Below are 16,285 nucleotides of genomic sequence, written 5' to 3' on the forward strand. Positions count from 1 at the left end.
ATGCCTTGATCGGTACTCGTATAGTGATCAGGGTTAATTGTTTAAAAGGTGTTCCTTAATTTTCATAGTAACGTCCGAAGCGTATCAACGGTCAAATTACAGGCTATGTAACCGGCAATATATTAATATTTATTCATGAAATTATACAAGTAGTCGCATCAACAGTCATCTCTTTTTGTATTTTTGCTGCTAATATTGTCATTATTTAATTTTTTGTTTGTTCACATTTTACCTATTCGTTTATGAAACAAAATCTACGCTTCAGGGTATTGTATGCCTTGATTTTTCTGGTTGGCTTATTAGGCAGTATGTCCGTCCATGCACAGGAACATTGGGTTACCGGTAAAGTAACTTCGTCTGTAGATAACATGGGATTGCCCGGAGTCAATGTTCAGGTAAAAAACACAACTACCGGTACTGTGACGGACGCAGACGGAAATTACTCCATTGATGTGAAGGCAAATGACGCGGTACTCGTATTTTCTTCCATCGGTTTCGGGAAAAAAGAAGTGACTGTAGGCACGCAGTCCACGGTTAACGTATCGTTGACGGACGATGTTAAAAGCCTCAGCGAAGTGGTTGTAACCGGTTATGGCTCCCAGTCCAAAAAGGAAATAACGGGTGCCGTTGCCACGCTGGATGCCAAGCAGCTGCTCACAACACCGGCAACCAACCTTGGCCAGGCATTGCAGGGAAAAGTAGCGGGTGTGGTGATCGGAAATGAAAACAGCCCCGGCGGCGGCGTTTCGGTACGTATCCGCGGGTTCGGTACCATCAATGACAACTCGCCGCTTTATGTTGTGGACGGCGTTCCTACAAAAGGTGTTGGCGCCAATGGCGTTTCCAATACGCTGAATACGCTGAACCTGAACGATATCGAATCCATGCAAATCCTGAAAGATGCTTCTGCTGCTTCTATTTACGGATCACGCGCCGGTAACGGGGTTGTCATCATAACCACCCGGAGAGGAAAGATCGGCAAACCTGTTTTCACCTATGACACCTACTATGGCACCCAGCGTCCGGGAAAATTGCTGGACATGCTCAACACACAGCAATATGCAGACCTGACCTGGGAAGCAAGGACCAACACGCTTAACCTCAGCAAAATGGTAAACGGCGCATTTCCTGATGGCACCACACTGACTTATCCGACACATGCCCAGTTCGGAAATGGCCAAACGCCGAAAATTCCGGATTATATTTTCCCGTCGGGCGTTTATGAAGGCGATCCGAAAGTTGCGCAGGATGCAAACGGCAATTACATCAATTACAGTACGGACGTTAACAATGCCAATTTCAACAAAACCAAATGGCTGATTACCAAAGCAAACAAGCAGGGGACCAACTGGCTTAAAGAAATTTACCAGCCCGCTCCTATCCAGAACCACCAGATCGGGGTTTCCGGCGGAACCGAAAGCGGCCGTTATGCCATGTCGCTGAATTATTTCGACCAGCAGGGTCTGATGATCCACACCAACTTCAAACGCTACACCTTGCGCTCCAATACCGAATTCAACATCAACAAGCGCATTCGTGCAGGCCAGAACTTTCAGGTGGGTTATGCGTCAAGGGTTGGTCAGCCAAATGGCAACAATGCGGAAAGCAACCCTACTTCTTTCGGTTATCGCGTGCCGCCGATCGTGCCGGTTTATGACGTAGCCGGAAATTTTGCAGGAACCCGCGGGGCCGATGTGGACAATTCGGTGAACCCGGTTTCGCTGCTGTACAGAAACAAGGATAATCAGCAGAAGGAAGTAAGGCTGTTCGGAAATGCCTACGCAGAAGTGGACATACTTGAAAACCTGACTGCAAAAACCAGCTTCGGTATTGACTATAACCTTTACAATTACCGCAATTACGTTCCGAGAGACATTGAATCGGCAGAAGCAAGAAGTACGCAAAGCCTGACCACAACCAACAATTACGAATGGACATGGACGTGGTATAACACCCTTACTTACAACATTGCACTGAACAATGCGCATAAACTGAATATCATTGCCGGTACAGAATCCATTAAAAACTATTATGAAAACTTTGATGCAACACGTACCAATTATCTTGTAGATGCGCTGGATAACCGTTATCTGAGCGCAGGAACAGGCGTGCAGACCAACAACGGCGGTGCTGCCAACTGGCGCCTAGCTTCCGAATTTGCACGCGCCAGCTATGGTTACCAAAGCAAATATCTCTTTGATGCCACCATTCGCCGCGACCGTTCTTCCCGTTTTGCTGCGGCCAACCGCGTTGCCTACTTTCCGGCATTGAGCGCAGGCTGGGTTGTTTCGGATGAAAGTTTTGTAAAATCCGCTGCTTCATGGCTTTCCTATGCCAAGTTCAGAGTGGGCTGGGGACAAACCGGAAATCAGGAAATTGGTAACTATAACTCTTTTACACAATTTGCTACGAACCCTGCTTTGTCATTCTATGATTTGAACGGTGCCAAAACTTCCGCCATTGCAGGTTACGAGCTGATTCAGTTTGGCAACCAGAAAGCGAAATGGGAAACAACGACTTCCACCAACATCGGTCTGGACGCTGCTTTCTTCAAAGGAGCATTTGACCTTGCGCTGGATTGGTACACACGTACAACAACTGACATGCTGTTCCCTGTTTCACCTCCTTTGACTTCCGGCGTAGCCGCTTCGCCTTTCCAGAACATCGGTTCCATGCGCAACCGCGGAATTGACCTTGGTCTGAACTACAACGGAAATGCTGCAAACGGCGATCTGACCTATACGCTTGGTGTCAATGTAAGTACTTACCGCAACGTTGTAACCAGAACAAACGGCGATCCGAACACGCAATACTTCGGGATCAATGACGAACGTATCCAGAATTTCGTCGTAACGCAGCAGGGCCATCCGATTTCTTCATTCTTCGGGTACAAACACGACGGTATTTTCCAGACCGATGAAGAAGCGCAGAAAGCACCAAAAAACAATCTGGGTTCCAATGAAAACAGAGCGGGACGTTTCAAATTTGTGGATGTGAACGGAGACAATGTCATTGATACCAAAGATTTGAGCATTATCGGCAATCCGCACCCTGACTTTACCTACGGCGTTAACCTGAATGTGAATTACAAAGGTTTTGGCCTTGCCCTTTTCGGTGCGGGTGTTCAGGGTAACGAAATTTTCAATTATACCAAATACTGGACCGATTTCCCGACATTCTTTGGAAACAAGAGCACGCGCATGCTGAACGAATCGTGGAGGCCCGGAAAAACGGACGCCATTCTTCCGCAGCTGAATTCAAGCGATCAGGTGAGTATTCTTCCTTCAGACTATTATCTTGAAAAAGGATCTTATTTCCGCTTCAAAAACATTCAGTTTACTTATTCTTTCCCGAAAGAACTGCTTTCCAAAATGGGACTCGGGCCTTGCCGGATTTATGTTCAGGGACAAAACCTGGTTACGTTCACCAAATACTCCGGAATGGACCCTGAGATCAACCTGCGTAATTATGGCGCAGGAAATGACCGGCAGATCGGTGTTGATGGCGGTTCTTATCCTGCTTCCAAACAGTATATCGTTGGCCTGAACATCAGTTTTTAAGCAATATGGCTTTAACTGAGAAAGATCATTTAAAAACAGAAATTCAATTTTACAAGAGATGAAAAAAGTTGCATTAATATTCTCATCCGTAGCGCTAGGCATATTAAGCTCATGCTCGGATTCCTTTCTGGATGTACAACCCAAAGCGGCGCTCAGCTCCACTATTTTACAGAACAAAACAGGTGTAAACGCGTTACTGACAGGCGCCTATGCCCTGCTCGACGGTTGGGCAACGGCCGAGGGTGCTTACCGTTCCTACAACGTCGGTGCGGATAACTGGGTTTATGGAAGCGTTGCTTCCGACGATGCCTACAAAGGTACCAATGCCGGTGACCAGCCGCCTATTTCCCTGATCGAACAGGGCAATATTGCAGCCGACAACATTTACTTCCGCGGAAAATGGCGGGGAATGTACGACGGTATCGCACGTACGAACGATGTACTTCAGAATCTTGAAAAAGCCACCGACTTTACAGACGAAGAACGCGCACAGGTCATTGCGGAAGCCCGTTTTCTGAGAGGAAATTATCATTTTGAACTGAAAAAGATGTTCAATATGGTTCCTTATATTGATGAAAAAACGTACGATCCGAACAATCTGGAAAGTACCAAACTGCCGAACAACGCAGATATTTACCCCAAAATAGAAGAAGACCTGAAAGCCGCTTATGACGTGCTTCCCACTTCGCAGTCGCAGCCGGGCCGTCCTACCAAATGGGCTGCCGGCGCTTTGCTTTCAAAAGTTTATCTGTTCCAGAAAAAATACGCTGAGGCAAAAACAATTTTGGAAGCCATTGTAGCGAGCGGTAAATACAGGCTTGTGGACAAATATCACGACAACTTTCAGGCATCGACCAACAACAATGCGGAATCAATTTTCGAGGTTCAGTATTCTGTAAACGACGGTGCTGCCGGTGGTGAAAACGGGAACATCGGCTCTACGCTGAATTATCCTTACGGCGGCGGTGCATTTACAACCTGCTGCGGTTTTTTCCAGCCTTCTGTGAACCTTGTTAATGCATTTAAAACGGATGCAAACGGATTGCCGCTTCTGGATACTTTCAATGATTCCGATATTCCGAATGATCAGGGAATCGAATCTACAGATCCGAATTTTACTCCTTACAAGGGAAATCTGGATCCTCGTCTGGACTGGACAGTCGGCCGTCGCGGAATTCCTTTTCTGGACTGGGGCGTACATCCGGGCAAAGCGTACATCCGGGATCAGACGTATGGCGGGCCTTATTCACCGAAAAAGCACGTTTCGCATAAATCCGATCCTTCTTTTGCATCCAATAACCGTTTAAATGCCAACAACTTCCGCATGATTCGTTACGCGCAGGTTTTATTGTGGCTTGCAGAAATCGAAGTGGAGATCGGATCGCTTGAAAAGGCACGTGCTTATGTAAACCAGATCCGGGCAAGAGCAGCAAAACCGGAAGGATTTGTAAAAAATGCGGACGGCACGCCTGCGGCCAATTACGTGATCAAAGAATATACAACGCCGTGGACCGATCAGGCTTTCGCACGCAAAGCAGTACGGTTTGAAGAACGCCTTGAACTCGGAATGGAAGGCAACCGCCGGTTTGACCTTGTTCGCTGGGGAATCGCCGCCGAAACCATGAACGCATATTATGCTGTAGAAAGCACCAAAAGAGCCTATCTGAAAGGTTCTCAGTTCATTAAAGGCAAACATGAATATTTCCCGATTCCGATTCAGGAAATACTGAACAGCCAGGTTGGAGGAAAAGCAACGCTGACACAAAATAACGGCTACTAGATTTTTTCATTTTGGTAAAAAAAACCGGTTGGAAACAGCCGGTTTTTTTGTGCTTTACTGATCAATAAAATAACTTTGATAAAATTGGTTCAACAGCAAAGACTACAACTATGAAAATCAGCAACGAAAGTGAATATGAAAAAGCTTCTGAAAGAGCAGATGAAATTTACGGAGCAAAAAAAGGATCGCCGGAAGAAAAAGAACTGAAGGAACTTCTGAAAGCGATCAAGGAATACGAAGATGACTTTGTAAAAATGCTGAAAAATATGGAATGAGGCTTTTGCTTGCAAATACACACTTTTTAATAGCTAACCGCTAAAAGCGACTAGCTAACAGCTGTAAGCCAAAAACTACTGCCCCAGCAACCGCACATCCAACCCTTCCACTTTCCCGCTTCGCGTTATGAATGGCTCGGTTAAAGTAACCCGCACTTCAACGACCATTTTGCATTCCATTTCAAAGTTCTGGCTTCTGACAGGCAGTTCCATTTCTTTTACAATGCGCATGACATCATTCATCTGAACGTAGGAAAACGTCAGTTCATACAAACTGAAAAAATGCCTTGTAACGGTTTCAGACTGATTTAAAACATCCTCCGTTGCCAGCTTGTATGCATTGATAAGCCCGGGAACTCCCAATAATGTTCCCCCGAAATACCGTACAACCACAACCAGAATATTGGTAACATTTCTGGAATAAAGCGTATTGAGAATGGGCCGTCCGGCCGTTCCCGAAGGCTCGCCGTCATCGCTCATCCGGTAACTCATGCGATCAGCGCCCAGCCGGTATGCATAGCAATGATGAACTGCTTTCGGGTGAAGCTCGTGCAATGCAGCAAGATGAAATTTTGCATCCAGTTCATTGTCAATCGGAAATGCATAAGCCAGGAACTTACTTCCTTTGTCTTTGAAAAAACCTTCCGAAGGCTTTGTTATCGTTTGGTAAGTATCGTCAAACAGCACGGGTTCGTCGCTTTTTAAACTGATAAATAAATATGGCGTAAACCAATGCGGCCGCCGCAAAACCTGCCATGCTGAAAAATACCAGCGACAAATTCTGGCGTTGATTTGCAAAGAGTGCTGCCGACAGAAATGCGCCCAGCCCAATGCCTGCTTCCAGCGAAATAAACATCGTTGCAATCGCTCTTCCCCGGTTGTCTTCGCGGCTGAGGTCCACAGTCCAGGCGGAAAGAACGGGTGAAAGGATGCCCATAGCCATGCCGAAAAATGCAGCGCCGGTCAGAAATGTCGTAACTGAATCGGCATAACCTGTAATGAGCATGGCCATAATCAGCATGGCGCATCCGGCAATGGTGACAGGCGCACGGCCGTGTTTATCCGAAATTTTTCCGGCAAAAAGCCTTATCAAAATCGAGAAAAGGGTAAAGAACATGAAGTAATATCCACGGTTCTGCAGACCCAGGTAACCGCTGAAATCGGGTGTTACCGTTGAAACCGCGCCGTATCCGAAGTAGCAGAGGAAAGTGATCAGCGCCGGGCTGAAAACTTCCGGCTCAAAAATGTCCCGCCAGGTAATCTGAAAAGCTTTGACAGACAGGCGTTCTTTTTGTTTGAGCGTTTCCTTCATATTAAGCAATATAGCAATGGAAAGAAATGCAAACAGCGATGAAGTATAAAAAAGGGCATTCAGCGAAAAGTTAATGCTGATCATACTGCCGACTGCCGGCCCGAACGCCGATCCGACGCCCATGCACATGCCGTGAATGCCCATGGCTTCTCCGCGCCGGTTGGCCGGAACTATGTCCGCAACGTAAGCCGAAGTTCCCGTTGGTTTGAAACCCGTTGAAAAACCATGCACAAGACGCAAAAGCAGAAAAGGCATAACCGTCGTGAAAATCGGGTACAAAAACCCGCATACAAAACATACAATGGAGCCGAATGCCATTACCGGGACTCTGCCGATCCGGTCTGTAAGCCTTCCGCTAAACGGCCTCGACAGGCCGGCCGTTAATGTAAATAACCCGATGATTGCACCTTTGTATTCGGCACCGCCCATTTGGGTAAGATAACCCGGAAGTTCGGGAATGAGCATGTTGAAACTGGAAGAAAACAAAAACGAACTTAGGCCCAGTAACCAGAATTGTGTCGTGAATATTCCTTTGGAAGCGGTATTTTGCATCGTGCAAATTTACAATTAACTTGGCAAAAAAGGAGATATTTCATCCGGCCGCTTTCCTCCTTGTTTCTTTTTTCCCAATTTTAAAAAATGGTACGCATATTTTACAAAGAGGGCAGATTAATCAAACGCGAAAACGATATCCGTGAACTGGGCAAAGTAAAAAACCTGGTTTGGGTGGATTTGCAGTCACCAACGGCCGAAGAAGAGGAATGGGTTGAGAACAAGTGCAATATCAGTTTTCAGACGCCGCAGGAAATCGTGGAAATCGAAAGCAGTTCCCGCTTTTTCGAACAGAATGATACGATCAATGCCAATTCCAACTTTCTGCGCATTGACCGGGAAGGCTATGAAACGTATCCTGTTTCTTTCATTCTTAATCAGAATGTACTTTTTACTTACCGGCGCGGCGACTCAAAGACCTTTGCGGATACGGTAAAGAAAATGAAAGTCAGTCCGGAAGGCGTGCAAGGCGGTGTGGATTTTATGCTGCTTCTGCTCGAAACCCGGATTGAGGCAGACGCGGATTATCTGGAAGGGATTTCCCGTGAAATTTCGACCATCAGCAAAAACCTTACGCACGAACAGAAAGCAAGGCAGGAAGTGCTGATCCGGATCAGTGCACTGCAGGAAATCACCATGGTGCTCCGCGAAACAAGCATTGACAAGCAGCGCGTACTTTCCGGCATTCTGCGCAGCCAGTATTTCCCGGAAGACCGCAAGGAACATTTGCGCATTATCCTGAAAGATATCAATTCATTGCTTGAATACACGACCTTCAATTTTGAACGGCTCGAATATCTTCAGAATACGTTTATGGGTCTTATCAATCTGGAACAAAGCCAGGTTATCAAGATCTTTACGGTTGTAACCATCATTTTTATGCCGCCAACGCTCATTGCGGGTATTTTCGGCATGAATTACAACCATATTCCTACAACAGCCGAACCCTGGGGCTTCTGGATTTCCCTGTTGCTTATGCTTTTTTCTTCACTGATCGTTTTATGGTTTTTCAGAAGGAAACGCTGGATCTGATGTGCTTTTTATAAACGTATTTGAGTAAAATATATATTGAATTATGGTCTGAGGCTTATATCATTCTGTAATTCCTGAATTCAAACAGGCGCCTGCCTGTTTTCTTTTCATACCAGTAAAGCAAGGCATCTTTAAGACGGAATTTTTTTCTGGAAATATCCAGCTGCACTTTCCAGCTTTGCTTTTTGATCCTTTCCTGCATAACGGCCGGATGCGTTCCGTCAAAAAGCTTGATGGAATCAAATTCTTCGTAATTGAAGAAATCTTCGGACTGAAGGATTTTTCCCCATTCCTTGTCTTCATTCCAGAAACGGCTCACATTTTTCATTTTTGTTTTCATCTGCGCAGGACTTTTTACCCAGCCATAATGATAAACGGCCGCACCGGAATGCTTGACGTTCAGTTTGGTATGTCCTTTCCGGAAACCCTGCGCATCACGAAATGCCGAAATCTGCGGATTCGGAAGTTTGTTCTCATTTCTTATAATCCTGATTTCCCGGCGGTACCATTTTCTGCTGTCGCCAACGTAATCGTAAGTACCGTAAAAATGCAGGTAATCAAATATCAGCCCTTCCACCGCCAAATCATCCGCATAGCGGTTGCAGGATTCCAGAATGGCAGGATGATATTTTTCATGAACCACCTCGTCGCCCTGAATGTAAAAAGCCCAGTCAGTATCCGGTGAAATCTGCCGCAGCGCCTTGTCGGTTTCCACGGCCAGCACCTTGCCGCCGGCCCGCAGCGACATATCCCATTCGGACTCCACAATCCTGATCTTTTCAGAAGGAATAGACCGGATCAAAGCCAGCGTATCGTCATCGCTTTTGCCGACGCTGACAAGCATTTCGTCCACAACGGGCAGTATGGACAGGATGGCTTCTACAACCGGATAGTCGTTTATAACCGCATTTCTGATGATTGTAAATCCGGAAATCTTCAATTTTGTACGTGTTAAATGAACTTTTTTGAATGCTGTTCTACATGGCAGGCAGCCATTCGGAACCTTCAAAGTTAACTGATTCAGTACAAGAATTTTTCTAAATAAGAATTTCAATTTGATTCGTTTCTCCTTGAATATTCAGCACAAAGCGTGTAGATTTGTTTTCCTTCAAACCTGCCTTTCAGGCCATGGCTTGTCAAACGTTATGAATTCTGGTCCTCGTAAATAGTCAAATTAATTATGTCACAAGAACTTACCAGACAGGAACCCCTGTTGATTGAAGATCCGCTGCGGTTTGTTTTGTTCCCGATCAAACATTCCGATATATGGGAAATGTACAAGCGCCATGAAGCTTCTTTCTGGACAGCAGAAGAAATAGATTTATCACAGGATCAAAAAGACTGGGAAAACCTGAATGATGGCGAGCGTCATTTTATTTCGCATGTTCTTGCTTTCTTTGCTGCATCGGACGGCATTGTAAATGAAAACCTTGCGGTTAATTTCCTGAGTGAAGTGCAGTATGCCGAAGCAAAATGCTTTTACGGCTTTCAGGTTGCCATGGAAAACATTCATTCCGAAACCTATTCGCTGCTGATCGATACTTACATTAAAGATCCGGTTGAAAAAGACCGTTTGTTACGCGCTATCGACACCATTCCATGTGTTCAGAAAAAAGCGGAATGGGCACTTAAATGGATCAACAGCCCTGTTTTTGCCGAACGGATCATTGCATTTGCAGCCGTAGAAGGCATTTTCTTCTCGGGTTCTTTCTGCTCTATTTTCTGGCTTAAGAAACGCGGTCTGATGCCGGGCCTTTCATTCTCCAACGAGCTGATCTCCAGAGATGAAGGCTTGCACTGCGAATTTGCATGTCTGCTTTATACCAAGCATATCATCAATCAGCTTCCGCAGGAAAGAGTCATCGAAATCATGCTGGATGCCGTCAAAATAGAGCAGGAATTTGTTACTGAAGCACTGCCGGTTTCACTGATCGGGATGAATGCGGACCTGATGAATCAATACATTGAGTACATTGCCGATTTCTGGCTGGAACGGCTTGGCTGCCCGAAGCAGTTCGGTTCGGCAAACCCGTTTGATTTCATGGAACTGATTTCGCTTCCGGGCAAAACCAATTTCTTTGAAAAGCGTGTCGGTGAATACCAGAAAGCCGGCGTAATGAGCGGCGTAAAAGACAAAGATTCAGGACATAAAATTTCCTTCGATTCGGATTTTTAAAAAATCCGTTCATAAAGATTACTCAAAAATGTCATTCTGAACGGCTGTTCGGGATGACATTTTTATTGATGGGAAATGCCGGCTCAACAAGCTACAGATTCTCGATTTCCTTCCAGACCAGCTCGCTTTCATAGCCTTTTCCCAACGCGAATCTTGCCAGTTTCTGTTTCAGCCTGAAAGGGTCCGTTTCGGTTTTTGCAAGAAGCATTTTCTTTTTACCCAGCAATTCCTTCAAACCGGAAATATAGGCTTCGTCCTGAATTTCATTCATGCCTTTCTGAATGCTGTATTCGCTGAGCCCTCTGCGGTGAAGTTCCTGCCGGATTTTCATTCTTCCCCAGTTTTTCACCCTGAACTTTCCTCCGGCATATGTTTTGGCAAAACGCTCTTCGCTGAGATAATTCATGGAAATCAGCTCGGCAATGATTTCATCCGCTTCTTCGCCCCATACATCCCATTTTTTAAGGCGCTGTTTTACCTCATCCTGCGTCCGCTCCTGATAAGCGCAGTACGATGCCGCCTTCTGCAGAATAAGCCGGTCCATTCTGTTTTATTTAATATTAAATATCCTTAACATGATGCAAGAATAAAGAAAATATCAGTGATGAATAACTATTTTTGAAATTATAAAACATCCTGAGCCCAAACTAACGTAACCTCACGAACCATGAATTTCCAGAGACGGTCTTTTTTGAAACTGCTTCCTGCATTGCCGGCCATTCCCTATTTGTCTGAGAAAGATGAAAACCGTAACGCTGCAAAAATTTCCATGCGGTTTGTCGTTGCTTCAGATGGCCATTACGGTCAGGCGGATACGGATTTCAAAACTTTCCATTCCGATCTGATCAGCTGGGTGAATCGTGAAAAACTGCAGAAAGGCGTTGATTTTATATTCTTCAACGGCGATTTGATCCATGACGATCCGACTTTACTGTATGATTTTAAAAGTACGCTTGGAAACCTGCGGGTACCGTATTATGTAAGCCGCGGAAATCATGACAAAGTGGGGCTGGACGTCTGGCAAAGTACGTGGGGCTATGCAACGAACCACAGTTTTGCAAAAGGCGAATATGCATTTGTCGTAGGCGATACTTCCAATGAAAAAGGCGAATACGTTTGTCCGGATGCTGCGTGGCTGCGAACTGAAATTGCCAAATATTCCGATAAGAAAGGAATTTTTGTTTTCCTGCATATCACGCCGGCAAAATGGACGGTGAACGGAATCGAATGCAAGGAAGTAATTGATCTGTTTGAAAATACGCCGAATGTAAAAGCCATTTTCAACGGCCACGACCACGATCAGGACAGCACCAAAATGTACGGCAAAAAGCCCTATTTCTTCGATGGGCATTTCGGAGGAAACTGGGGAACGGCTTACAAAGGGTATCGGATCGTGGAAATATATGAGGATCACACCTGGCAATCGTATCAGTACAATCCCGCCGCATCACCGATTTTGAACACTTTTTCCGGGAAAAGCTAACGGATGATTACTGGTCTTCATTCGTCAGATTTTCAAGATCAAGAAGATCTTGCGGACGGCCCGTAGCTCTTTTATTTTCAAGTAGTTGCTTTAATCCAATAATGTTGACTGCAACATCCTGTAAATTCAGAATATAGCGATTTTCGTAACATTCCTGAAATGACACTCCAAGCGTAAAAGTCATAATATCTATCCAGCCATCATAACGGCCGAATGATAAGTAACTTGGAATTTTGGTAAAGTCCTCTTTTTCAAATTCATTATTGGTATATCCATATCGATACATGGCTTTAAGCAATCGTTCAGCATTTTCCTCACTTGGATTAACGAAAATATCTATGTCGCCTGTTGTCCGAAGATATCCGTGTGCAATTACAGCATGCCCTCCAAGAATGACATATTCAACGTTTTCTTCGTTCAATAGGCGAATCAGATTTAAGTACTCCGCTTCCATTTGTTAAAGGCTTGTTGTTCGGATTGGCATTATAAATTTTTTTGGCAAACTGAATTAGTTTAAGAGCAGCATTCATGCGCTCTTCAGGCGTTTTTGAACGCCAGTATGCCTTATCAGAAGCTGAAATATCCTCAAATAAAGATGATTTTTTGACGATTTTCATAATATACGATTTTAAAATGAAGCTTCGGATCCAAAGATAACTTTTACAAATTCTGAATACTATTGCTTCGTTGAAACTTAACAGGACTAAATCATCAAAAACAGAAAAAGACTCTGTCAACACAAGAATGCTTTAACAGAGTCTTTGAAAAACTTATAAGGAATTGACTGAAAGAAATTCAGATGAAAGCTTTCTACAACCTTACAATATTTGTAACTCGGTAATCTAACAGCTTAAAGCTAACGGCCAACAGCTACATTTTCAATTTAATCAAGTGATTTTTCTTGCCTTTTGAAATCAGCAAAAAACGCTCCTGAAGCAAGCTGAAATCGGTTAATGGCTGTTCTGCGGAAGTAACTTTGACCTTGTTCACGCTGACGGCGTTCTGCTGAATGGCCCTGCGGGCCTCCCCTTTTGAAGCATAGATTTCCGAATACGTAACGGTTGAAACCAGATCTGTAATATTGGTGCAGTCGTTCCATTCCTGCAAAGTGATTTCAGTTTGCGGCACGCCGTTAAACACCGTTTCAAATTCATCCGCCGCAATGCTCTGCAACGTTTCCAGCGTGGCTTTTCCGAACAAAACCTCGGTTGCTTTCAGAACCAGCTGAAATGCACGTTCGGAATGGATTCGGGAAGTCAGTTCTTCGGCCAGCGCTTTCTGCATGATCCGTAAATGCGGCGCTTCGGCATGGCTGCTTTCCAGTGCTTCAATTTCCTGCTTGTTTTTAAAAGAAAATACCCTCAGATAACGAGGCAAATCTTCATCGCTCTGGTTAAGCCAGAACTGGTAAAATTCATACGGAGAAGTTTTGGTGGCATCCAGCCAGATATTCCCGCCTTCACTTTTGCCGAATTTGGAACCGTCCGATTTGGTCAGGAGCGGCGTTGTCAGCGCATATGCCTTGAAATAGCCTTCTTCATCACCTTCCTTGCGACGGATAATTTCAGTTCCGGTCGTGATATTTCCCCACTGATCGGAGCCGCCCATCTGCAGACGAACGTTTTTGTTTTTATATAAATGGTAAAAATCGTAGCCCTGCAAAAGCTGATACGAAAACTCAGTAAAGGAAATGCCCGTTTCCAGCCGTTTTTTCACCGAATCCTTGGACATCATGTAATTGACACTCAAAAACTTACCCGCATCTCTCAGAAACTGCAGAAACCCGATGTCTTTAAACCAGTCGTAATTATTGACCATTTCAGCAGAATTCGCACCGCAGTCAAAATCCAGGAATTGTTCCAGCTGTTTCCGGATACCTTCCTGATTGAAGCGCAAAGTTTCCTCATCCAGAAAAGTACGTTCCGCCGCCTTGAAAGACGGATCGCCGATCATTCCCGTTGCACCGCCGATCAGTGCATAAGGCTTGTGCCCGGCACGCTGAAAATGCACAAGCAGCATGATCGTCGCCAGATTCCCGATGTGCAGCGAAGAAGCCGTCGGGTCAAAACCGATATAGCCGGAAGTCATTTCTTTTCTGAGCTGCTCATCCGTGCCCGGCATCATATCGTGCAGCATGCCGCGCCAGCGCAGTTCTTCTGTAAAATCAATCGTCATTTTAAATACTGTTGCTTATTTCAAAAATGGAAGCGCAAAGGTAAAGGTTATCCGTTTTAAAATCCGGCAATCCATACAGGATTTGGAAATCTGTTGGATTTATTACTTCAAAACTACTTAAACTTGCATAATAATAAGATTAATATGAATCAAATTAACACATACAGACTTGTTCAGCAATTGCAGGTTTTAAGTTTATATATGCTGATTTTGCTGATGCCGGCATTAAGCAATGCGCAGACAACTTATTGTAACCCAATGGACATTGATTACAAGTACAACTTTGAGCAGCTGAATGAAAAGATCAGTTACCGTTCGGGTGCCGATCCGGTTATCATCAATCATAAAGTGGCAGGCCGCAATGAATATTTCCTTTTTGTAACGATTTCAGGCGGATACTGGCATTCCAAAGATATGCTCAACTGGAAATATATTACAGCAAACCGCTGGCCGTTTGAAGACATGTGCGCGCCCGCAGCCGTTTCCGTACGCGATACGCTGTTTCTGTTTCAGTCTACTTTTGAGTCACGGCCTATCTTATACTCCGTAGCACCGGAAAAAGGAATCTGGGAATTTTACAACCGCTGGACGCCGCGTTTGCCCAAAGACATCGGCCCTTGGGACCCGGCGCTTTTTCATGATGCGGAAACGGACAAATGGTATATGTACTGGGGTTCTTCCAATGTTTATCCCATTTTCGGATCGGAGCTGGATTATTCCAAAAGGCTTGCTTTCAAAGGCGAATACAAGGCCATGTTCTGGCTTGACCCTTATGCGCACGGCTGGGAACGCTTCGGCCCGAATCATTCCGATCCGTTCAAACCTTTTACCGAAGGAGCCTGGATGACCAAACATAAAGGAAAATATTATCTTCAGTACGGTGCGCCGGGAACGGAATACAATGTGTATGCAAACGGCACTTATACCGCTGACGACCCGCTCGGGCCTTTTACTTATGCGCCGTACAATCCGATTTCCTACAAACCCGGCGGATTTGCAACCGGAGCCGGTCATGGCAATACTTTTCAGGATAATTACGGCAATTACTGGAACACGGGCACTTCGTGGATCGGCCTGAACTGGGCTATGGAAAGAAGGATTGTTATGTACCCGGCGGGTTTTGATAAAGACGGACAAATGTTTTCCAACACGCGCTTTGGTGATTTTCCGCATAAAATGACGACCAAAACATGGCAGGGAAAAGGGGATGAACTGTTTACCGGCTGGGTGCTGCTTTCCTATAAAAAGCCGGTAACGGCTTCTACGGTTCTGGATACAATGTCGGCGGCAAAAATTACGGATGAAAACCCTAGAACATTCTGGGCAGCAAAGCAGAACAAGCCGGGCGAAACGCTTACGATTGATTTACAGGCGGAACTTGATGTGAAGGCAGTTCAGGTAAATTACACGGATTACAAGTCGGATATTTTTGATAACAATCCTGCAAAGGTTTATACGCAGTTTAAAATCCTGACTTCAATAGACGGCAAAAAATGGGACGTTGCTTATGATCTTTCCAAAGAGCCAAAACGCGACCGTCCGTGCGCGTACATTGAACTTCCTCGTCCGATCCGTGCGCGTTATGTGCGTTACGAACACATGCATGTGGCTTCGCCGGTTCTGGCAATCAGTGAATTCCGGGTTTTTGGAAACGGAAGCGGCAAAGCCCCGCAAACGCCGGGAAACTTTACCGCCACAAGACAGAAAGATACGCGCAATGCAGATCTGAAATGGGACAAAGTTCCCGGTGCCATCGGCTACAACGTACTTTGGGGCATTGCGCCGGACAAGCTTTATCAGACTTATCAGTTCTGGCATGACGATCCGAATACGTTTGAGCTCCGGGCGCTGAATGTAGGCGTACCTTACTATTTTGCCATTGAAGCATTTAACGAAAACGGCGTTTCAGAAATGAGTGCCGTCACGGGCGTGAAGTAAGT

At 45.2% G+C, this 16,285-nt stretch carries 14 protein-coding genes; 7 read left to right on the forward strand and 7 right to left on the reverse strand.

The genetic code is table 11. The features are described from left to right. Window positions 1-242: 242 nt before the first annotated feature. The 3 genes from FEM33_RS04140 (at window position 243) to FEM33_RS26515 (ending at window position 5,615) form a co-directional block, all read left to right on the forward strand. A complete protein-coding gene (locus FEM33_RS04140; RefSeq protein ID WP_139010846.1) occupies window positions 243-3,560 on the forward strand; it encodes a SusC/RagA family TonB-linked outer membrane protein in 3,318 nt (1,105 codons plus the stop codon). A gap of 58 nt (window positions 3,561-3,618) precedes the next feature. Continuing rightward, a complete protein-coding gene (locus FEM33_RS04145; RefSeq protein ID WP_139010847.1) occupies window positions 3,619-5,340 on the forward strand; it encodes a RagB/SusD family nutrient uptake outer membrane protein in 1,722 nt (573 codons plus the stop codon). A 110-nt stretch (window positions 5,341-5,450) separates the two neighbouring features. Then, window positions 5,451-5,615 carry a hypothetical protein gene (locus tag FEM33_RS26515; RefSeq protein WP_201747694.1) on the forward strand — a complete coding sequence of 55 codons (165 nt, stop codon included), beginning with the start codon at window positions 5,451-5,453 and terminating at the stop codon, window positions 5,613-5,615. A 75-nt stretch (window positions 5,616-5,690) separates the two neighbouring features. Here FEM33_RS26515 and FEM33_RS04150 read toward each other — a convergent pair whose 3' ends face one another. Both FEM33_RS04150 and FEM33_RS04155 read right to left on the reverse strand, forming a co-directional pair. Further along, window positions 5,691-6,302: an IMPACT family protein gene (locus FEM33_RS04150; protein WP_139010848.1), complete on the reverse strand. Its 612-nt coding sequence runs from the start codon at window positions 6,300-6,302 to the stop codon at window positions 5,691-5,693. Beyond that, window positions 6,292-7,479: an MFS transporter gene (locus FEM33_RS04155; protein WP_139010849.1), complete on the reverse strand. Its 1,188-nt coding sequence runs from the start codon at window positions 7,477-7,479 to the stop codon at window positions 6,292-6,294. Before FEM33_RS04155 ends, FEM33_RS04150 begins: the two co-directional genes overlap by 11 nt. 87 nt (window positions 7,480-7,566) lie before the next feature. Here FEM33_RS04155 and corA point away from each other — a divergent pair, with 87 nt between their 5' ends. Beyond that, on the forward strand, window positions 7,567-8,511 hold the full coding sequence (corA, locus tag FEM33_RS04160) for a magnesium/cobalt transporter CorA (protein WP_139010850.1): 945 nt from the start codon (window positions 7,567-7,569) through the stop codon (window positions 8,509-8,511). A 55-nt stretch (window positions 8,512-8,566) separates the two neighbouring features. On the opposite strand, the gene FEM33_RS04165 is transcribed toward corA, so the two are convergent. Next, complete coding sequence (locus tag FEM33_RS04165) at window positions 8,567-9,451, reverse strand: glycosyltransferase family 2 protein (protein ID WP_139010851.1); 885 nt, start codon at window positions 9,449-9,451, stop codon at window positions 8,567-8,569. A 240-nt stretch (window positions 9,452-9,691) separates the two neighbouring features. Here FEM33_RS04165 and FEM33_RS04170 point away from each other — a divergent pair, with 240 nt between their 5' ends. After that, on the forward strand, window positions 9,692-10,687 hold the full coding sequence (locus FEM33_RS04170; RefSeq protein ID WP_139010852.1) for a ribonucleoside-diphosphate reductase small subunit: 996 nt from the start codon (window positions 9,692-9,694) through the stop codon (window positions 10,685-10,687). A gap of 91 nt (window positions 10,688-10,778) precedes the next feature. Here the strand turns inward: FEM33_RS04170 and FEM33_RS04175 are convergent, their stop codons facing one another. Then, entirely contained in the window at window positions 10,779-11,231 is a 453-nt protein-coding gene (locus tag FEM33_RS04175) for a regulatory protein RecX (RefSeq protein ID WP_139010853.1), read from the reverse strand. A 123-nt stretch (window positions 11,232-11,354) separates the two neighbouring features. Here FEM33_RS04175 and FEM33_RS04180 point away from each other — a divergent pair, with 123 nt between their 5' ends. Further along, window positions 11,355-12,170: a metallophosphoesterase family protein gene (locus tag FEM33_RS04180; RefSeq protein ID WP_139010854.1), complete on the forward strand. Its 816-nt coding sequence runs from the start codon at window positions 11,355-11,357 to the stop codon at window positions 12,168-12,170. A gap of 7 nt (window positions 12,171-12,177) precedes the next feature. On the opposite strand, the gene FEM33_RS04185 is transcribed toward FEM33_RS04180, so the two are convergent. From FEM33_RS04185 to tyrS, 3 genes are all read right to left on the reverse strand, one after another. Then, window positions 12,178-12,624: a DUF6036 family nucleotidyltransferase gene (locus FEM33_RS04185; protein WP_161597065.1), complete on the reverse strand. Its 447-nt coding sequence runs from the start codon at window positions 12,622-12,624 to the stop codon at window positions 12,178-12,180. Beyond that, window positions 12,572-12,787, reverse strand: coding sequence for a hypothetical protein (locus tag FEM33_RS04190; RefSeq protein WP_139010856.1), 216 nt, complete (start codon window positions 12,785-12,787; stop codon window positions 12,572-12,574). Before FEM33_RS04190 ends, FEM33_RS04185 begins: the two co-directional genes overlap by 53 nt. Window positions 12,788-13,040: 253 nt before the next feature. Next, entirely contained in the window at window positions 13,041-14,339 is a 1,299-nt protein-coding gene (gene tyrS, locus FEM33_RS04195; RefSeq protein WP_139010901.1) for a tyrosine--tRNA ligase, read from the reverse strand. Window positions 14,340-14,546: 207 nt separating this feature from the next. Between tyrS and FEM33_RS04200 the strand changes: the two genes are divergently transcribed. After that, a complete protein-coding gene (locus tag FEM33_RS04200) occupies window positions 14,547-16,283 on the forward strand; it encodes a discoidin domain-containing protein (RefSeq protein WP_374756421.1) in 1,737 nt (578 codons plus the stop codon). Window positions 16,284-16,285 lie beyond the last annotated feature (2 nt).

The organism is Dyadobacter flavalbus (genome assembly GCF_006149045.1).
Lineage (GTDB): Bacteria > Bacteroidota > Bacteroidia > Cytophagales > Spirosomataceae > Dyadobacter > Dyadobacter flavalbus.

Coding starts and splice junctions, on each gene's coding strand:
- FEM33_RS04200 (WP_374756421.1), top strand. CDS start 14,547: ATGCTGATTTTGCTGATGCCGGCATTAAGCAATGCGCAGACAACTTAT.
- FEM33_RS26515 (WP_201747694.1), top strand. CDS start 5,451: ATGAAAATCAGCAACGAAAGTGAATATGAAAAAGCTTCTGAAAGAGCA.
- FEM33_RS04190 (WP_139010856.1), bottom strand. CDS start 12,787: ATGAAAATCGTCAAAAAATCATCTTTATTTGAGGATATTTCAGCTTCT.
- FEM33_RS04180 (WP_139010854.1), top strand. CDS start 11,355: ATGAATTTCCAGAGACGGTCTTTTTTGAAACTGCTTCCTGCATTGCCG.
- FEM33_RS04155 (WP_139010849.1), bottom strand. CDS start 7,479: ATGCAAAATACCGCTTCCAAAGGAATATTCACGACACAATTCTGGTTA.
- FEM33_RS04175 (WP_139010853.1), bottom strand. CDS start 11,231: ATGGACCGGCTTATTCTGCAGAAGGCGGCATCGTACTGCGCTTATCAG.
- FEM33_RS04170 (WP_139010852.1), top strand. CDS start 9,692: ATGTCACAAGAACTTACCAGACAGGAACCCCTGTTGATTGAAGATCCG.
- FEM33_RS04140 (WP_139010846.1), top strand. CDS start 243: ATGAAACAAAATCTACGCTTCAGGGTATTGTATGCCTTGATTTTTCTG.
- corA (WP_139010850.1), top strand. CDS start 7,567: ATGGTACGCATATTTTACAAAGAGGGCAGATTAATCAAACGCGAAAAC.
- FEM33_RS04145 (WP_139010847.1), top strand. CDS start 3,619: ATGAAAAAAGTTGCATTAATATTCTCATCCGTAGCGCTAGGCATATTA.
- FEM33_RS04185 (WP_161597065.1), bottom strand. CDS start 12,624: ATGGAAGCGGAGTACTTAAATCTGATTCGCCTATTGAACGAAGAAAAC.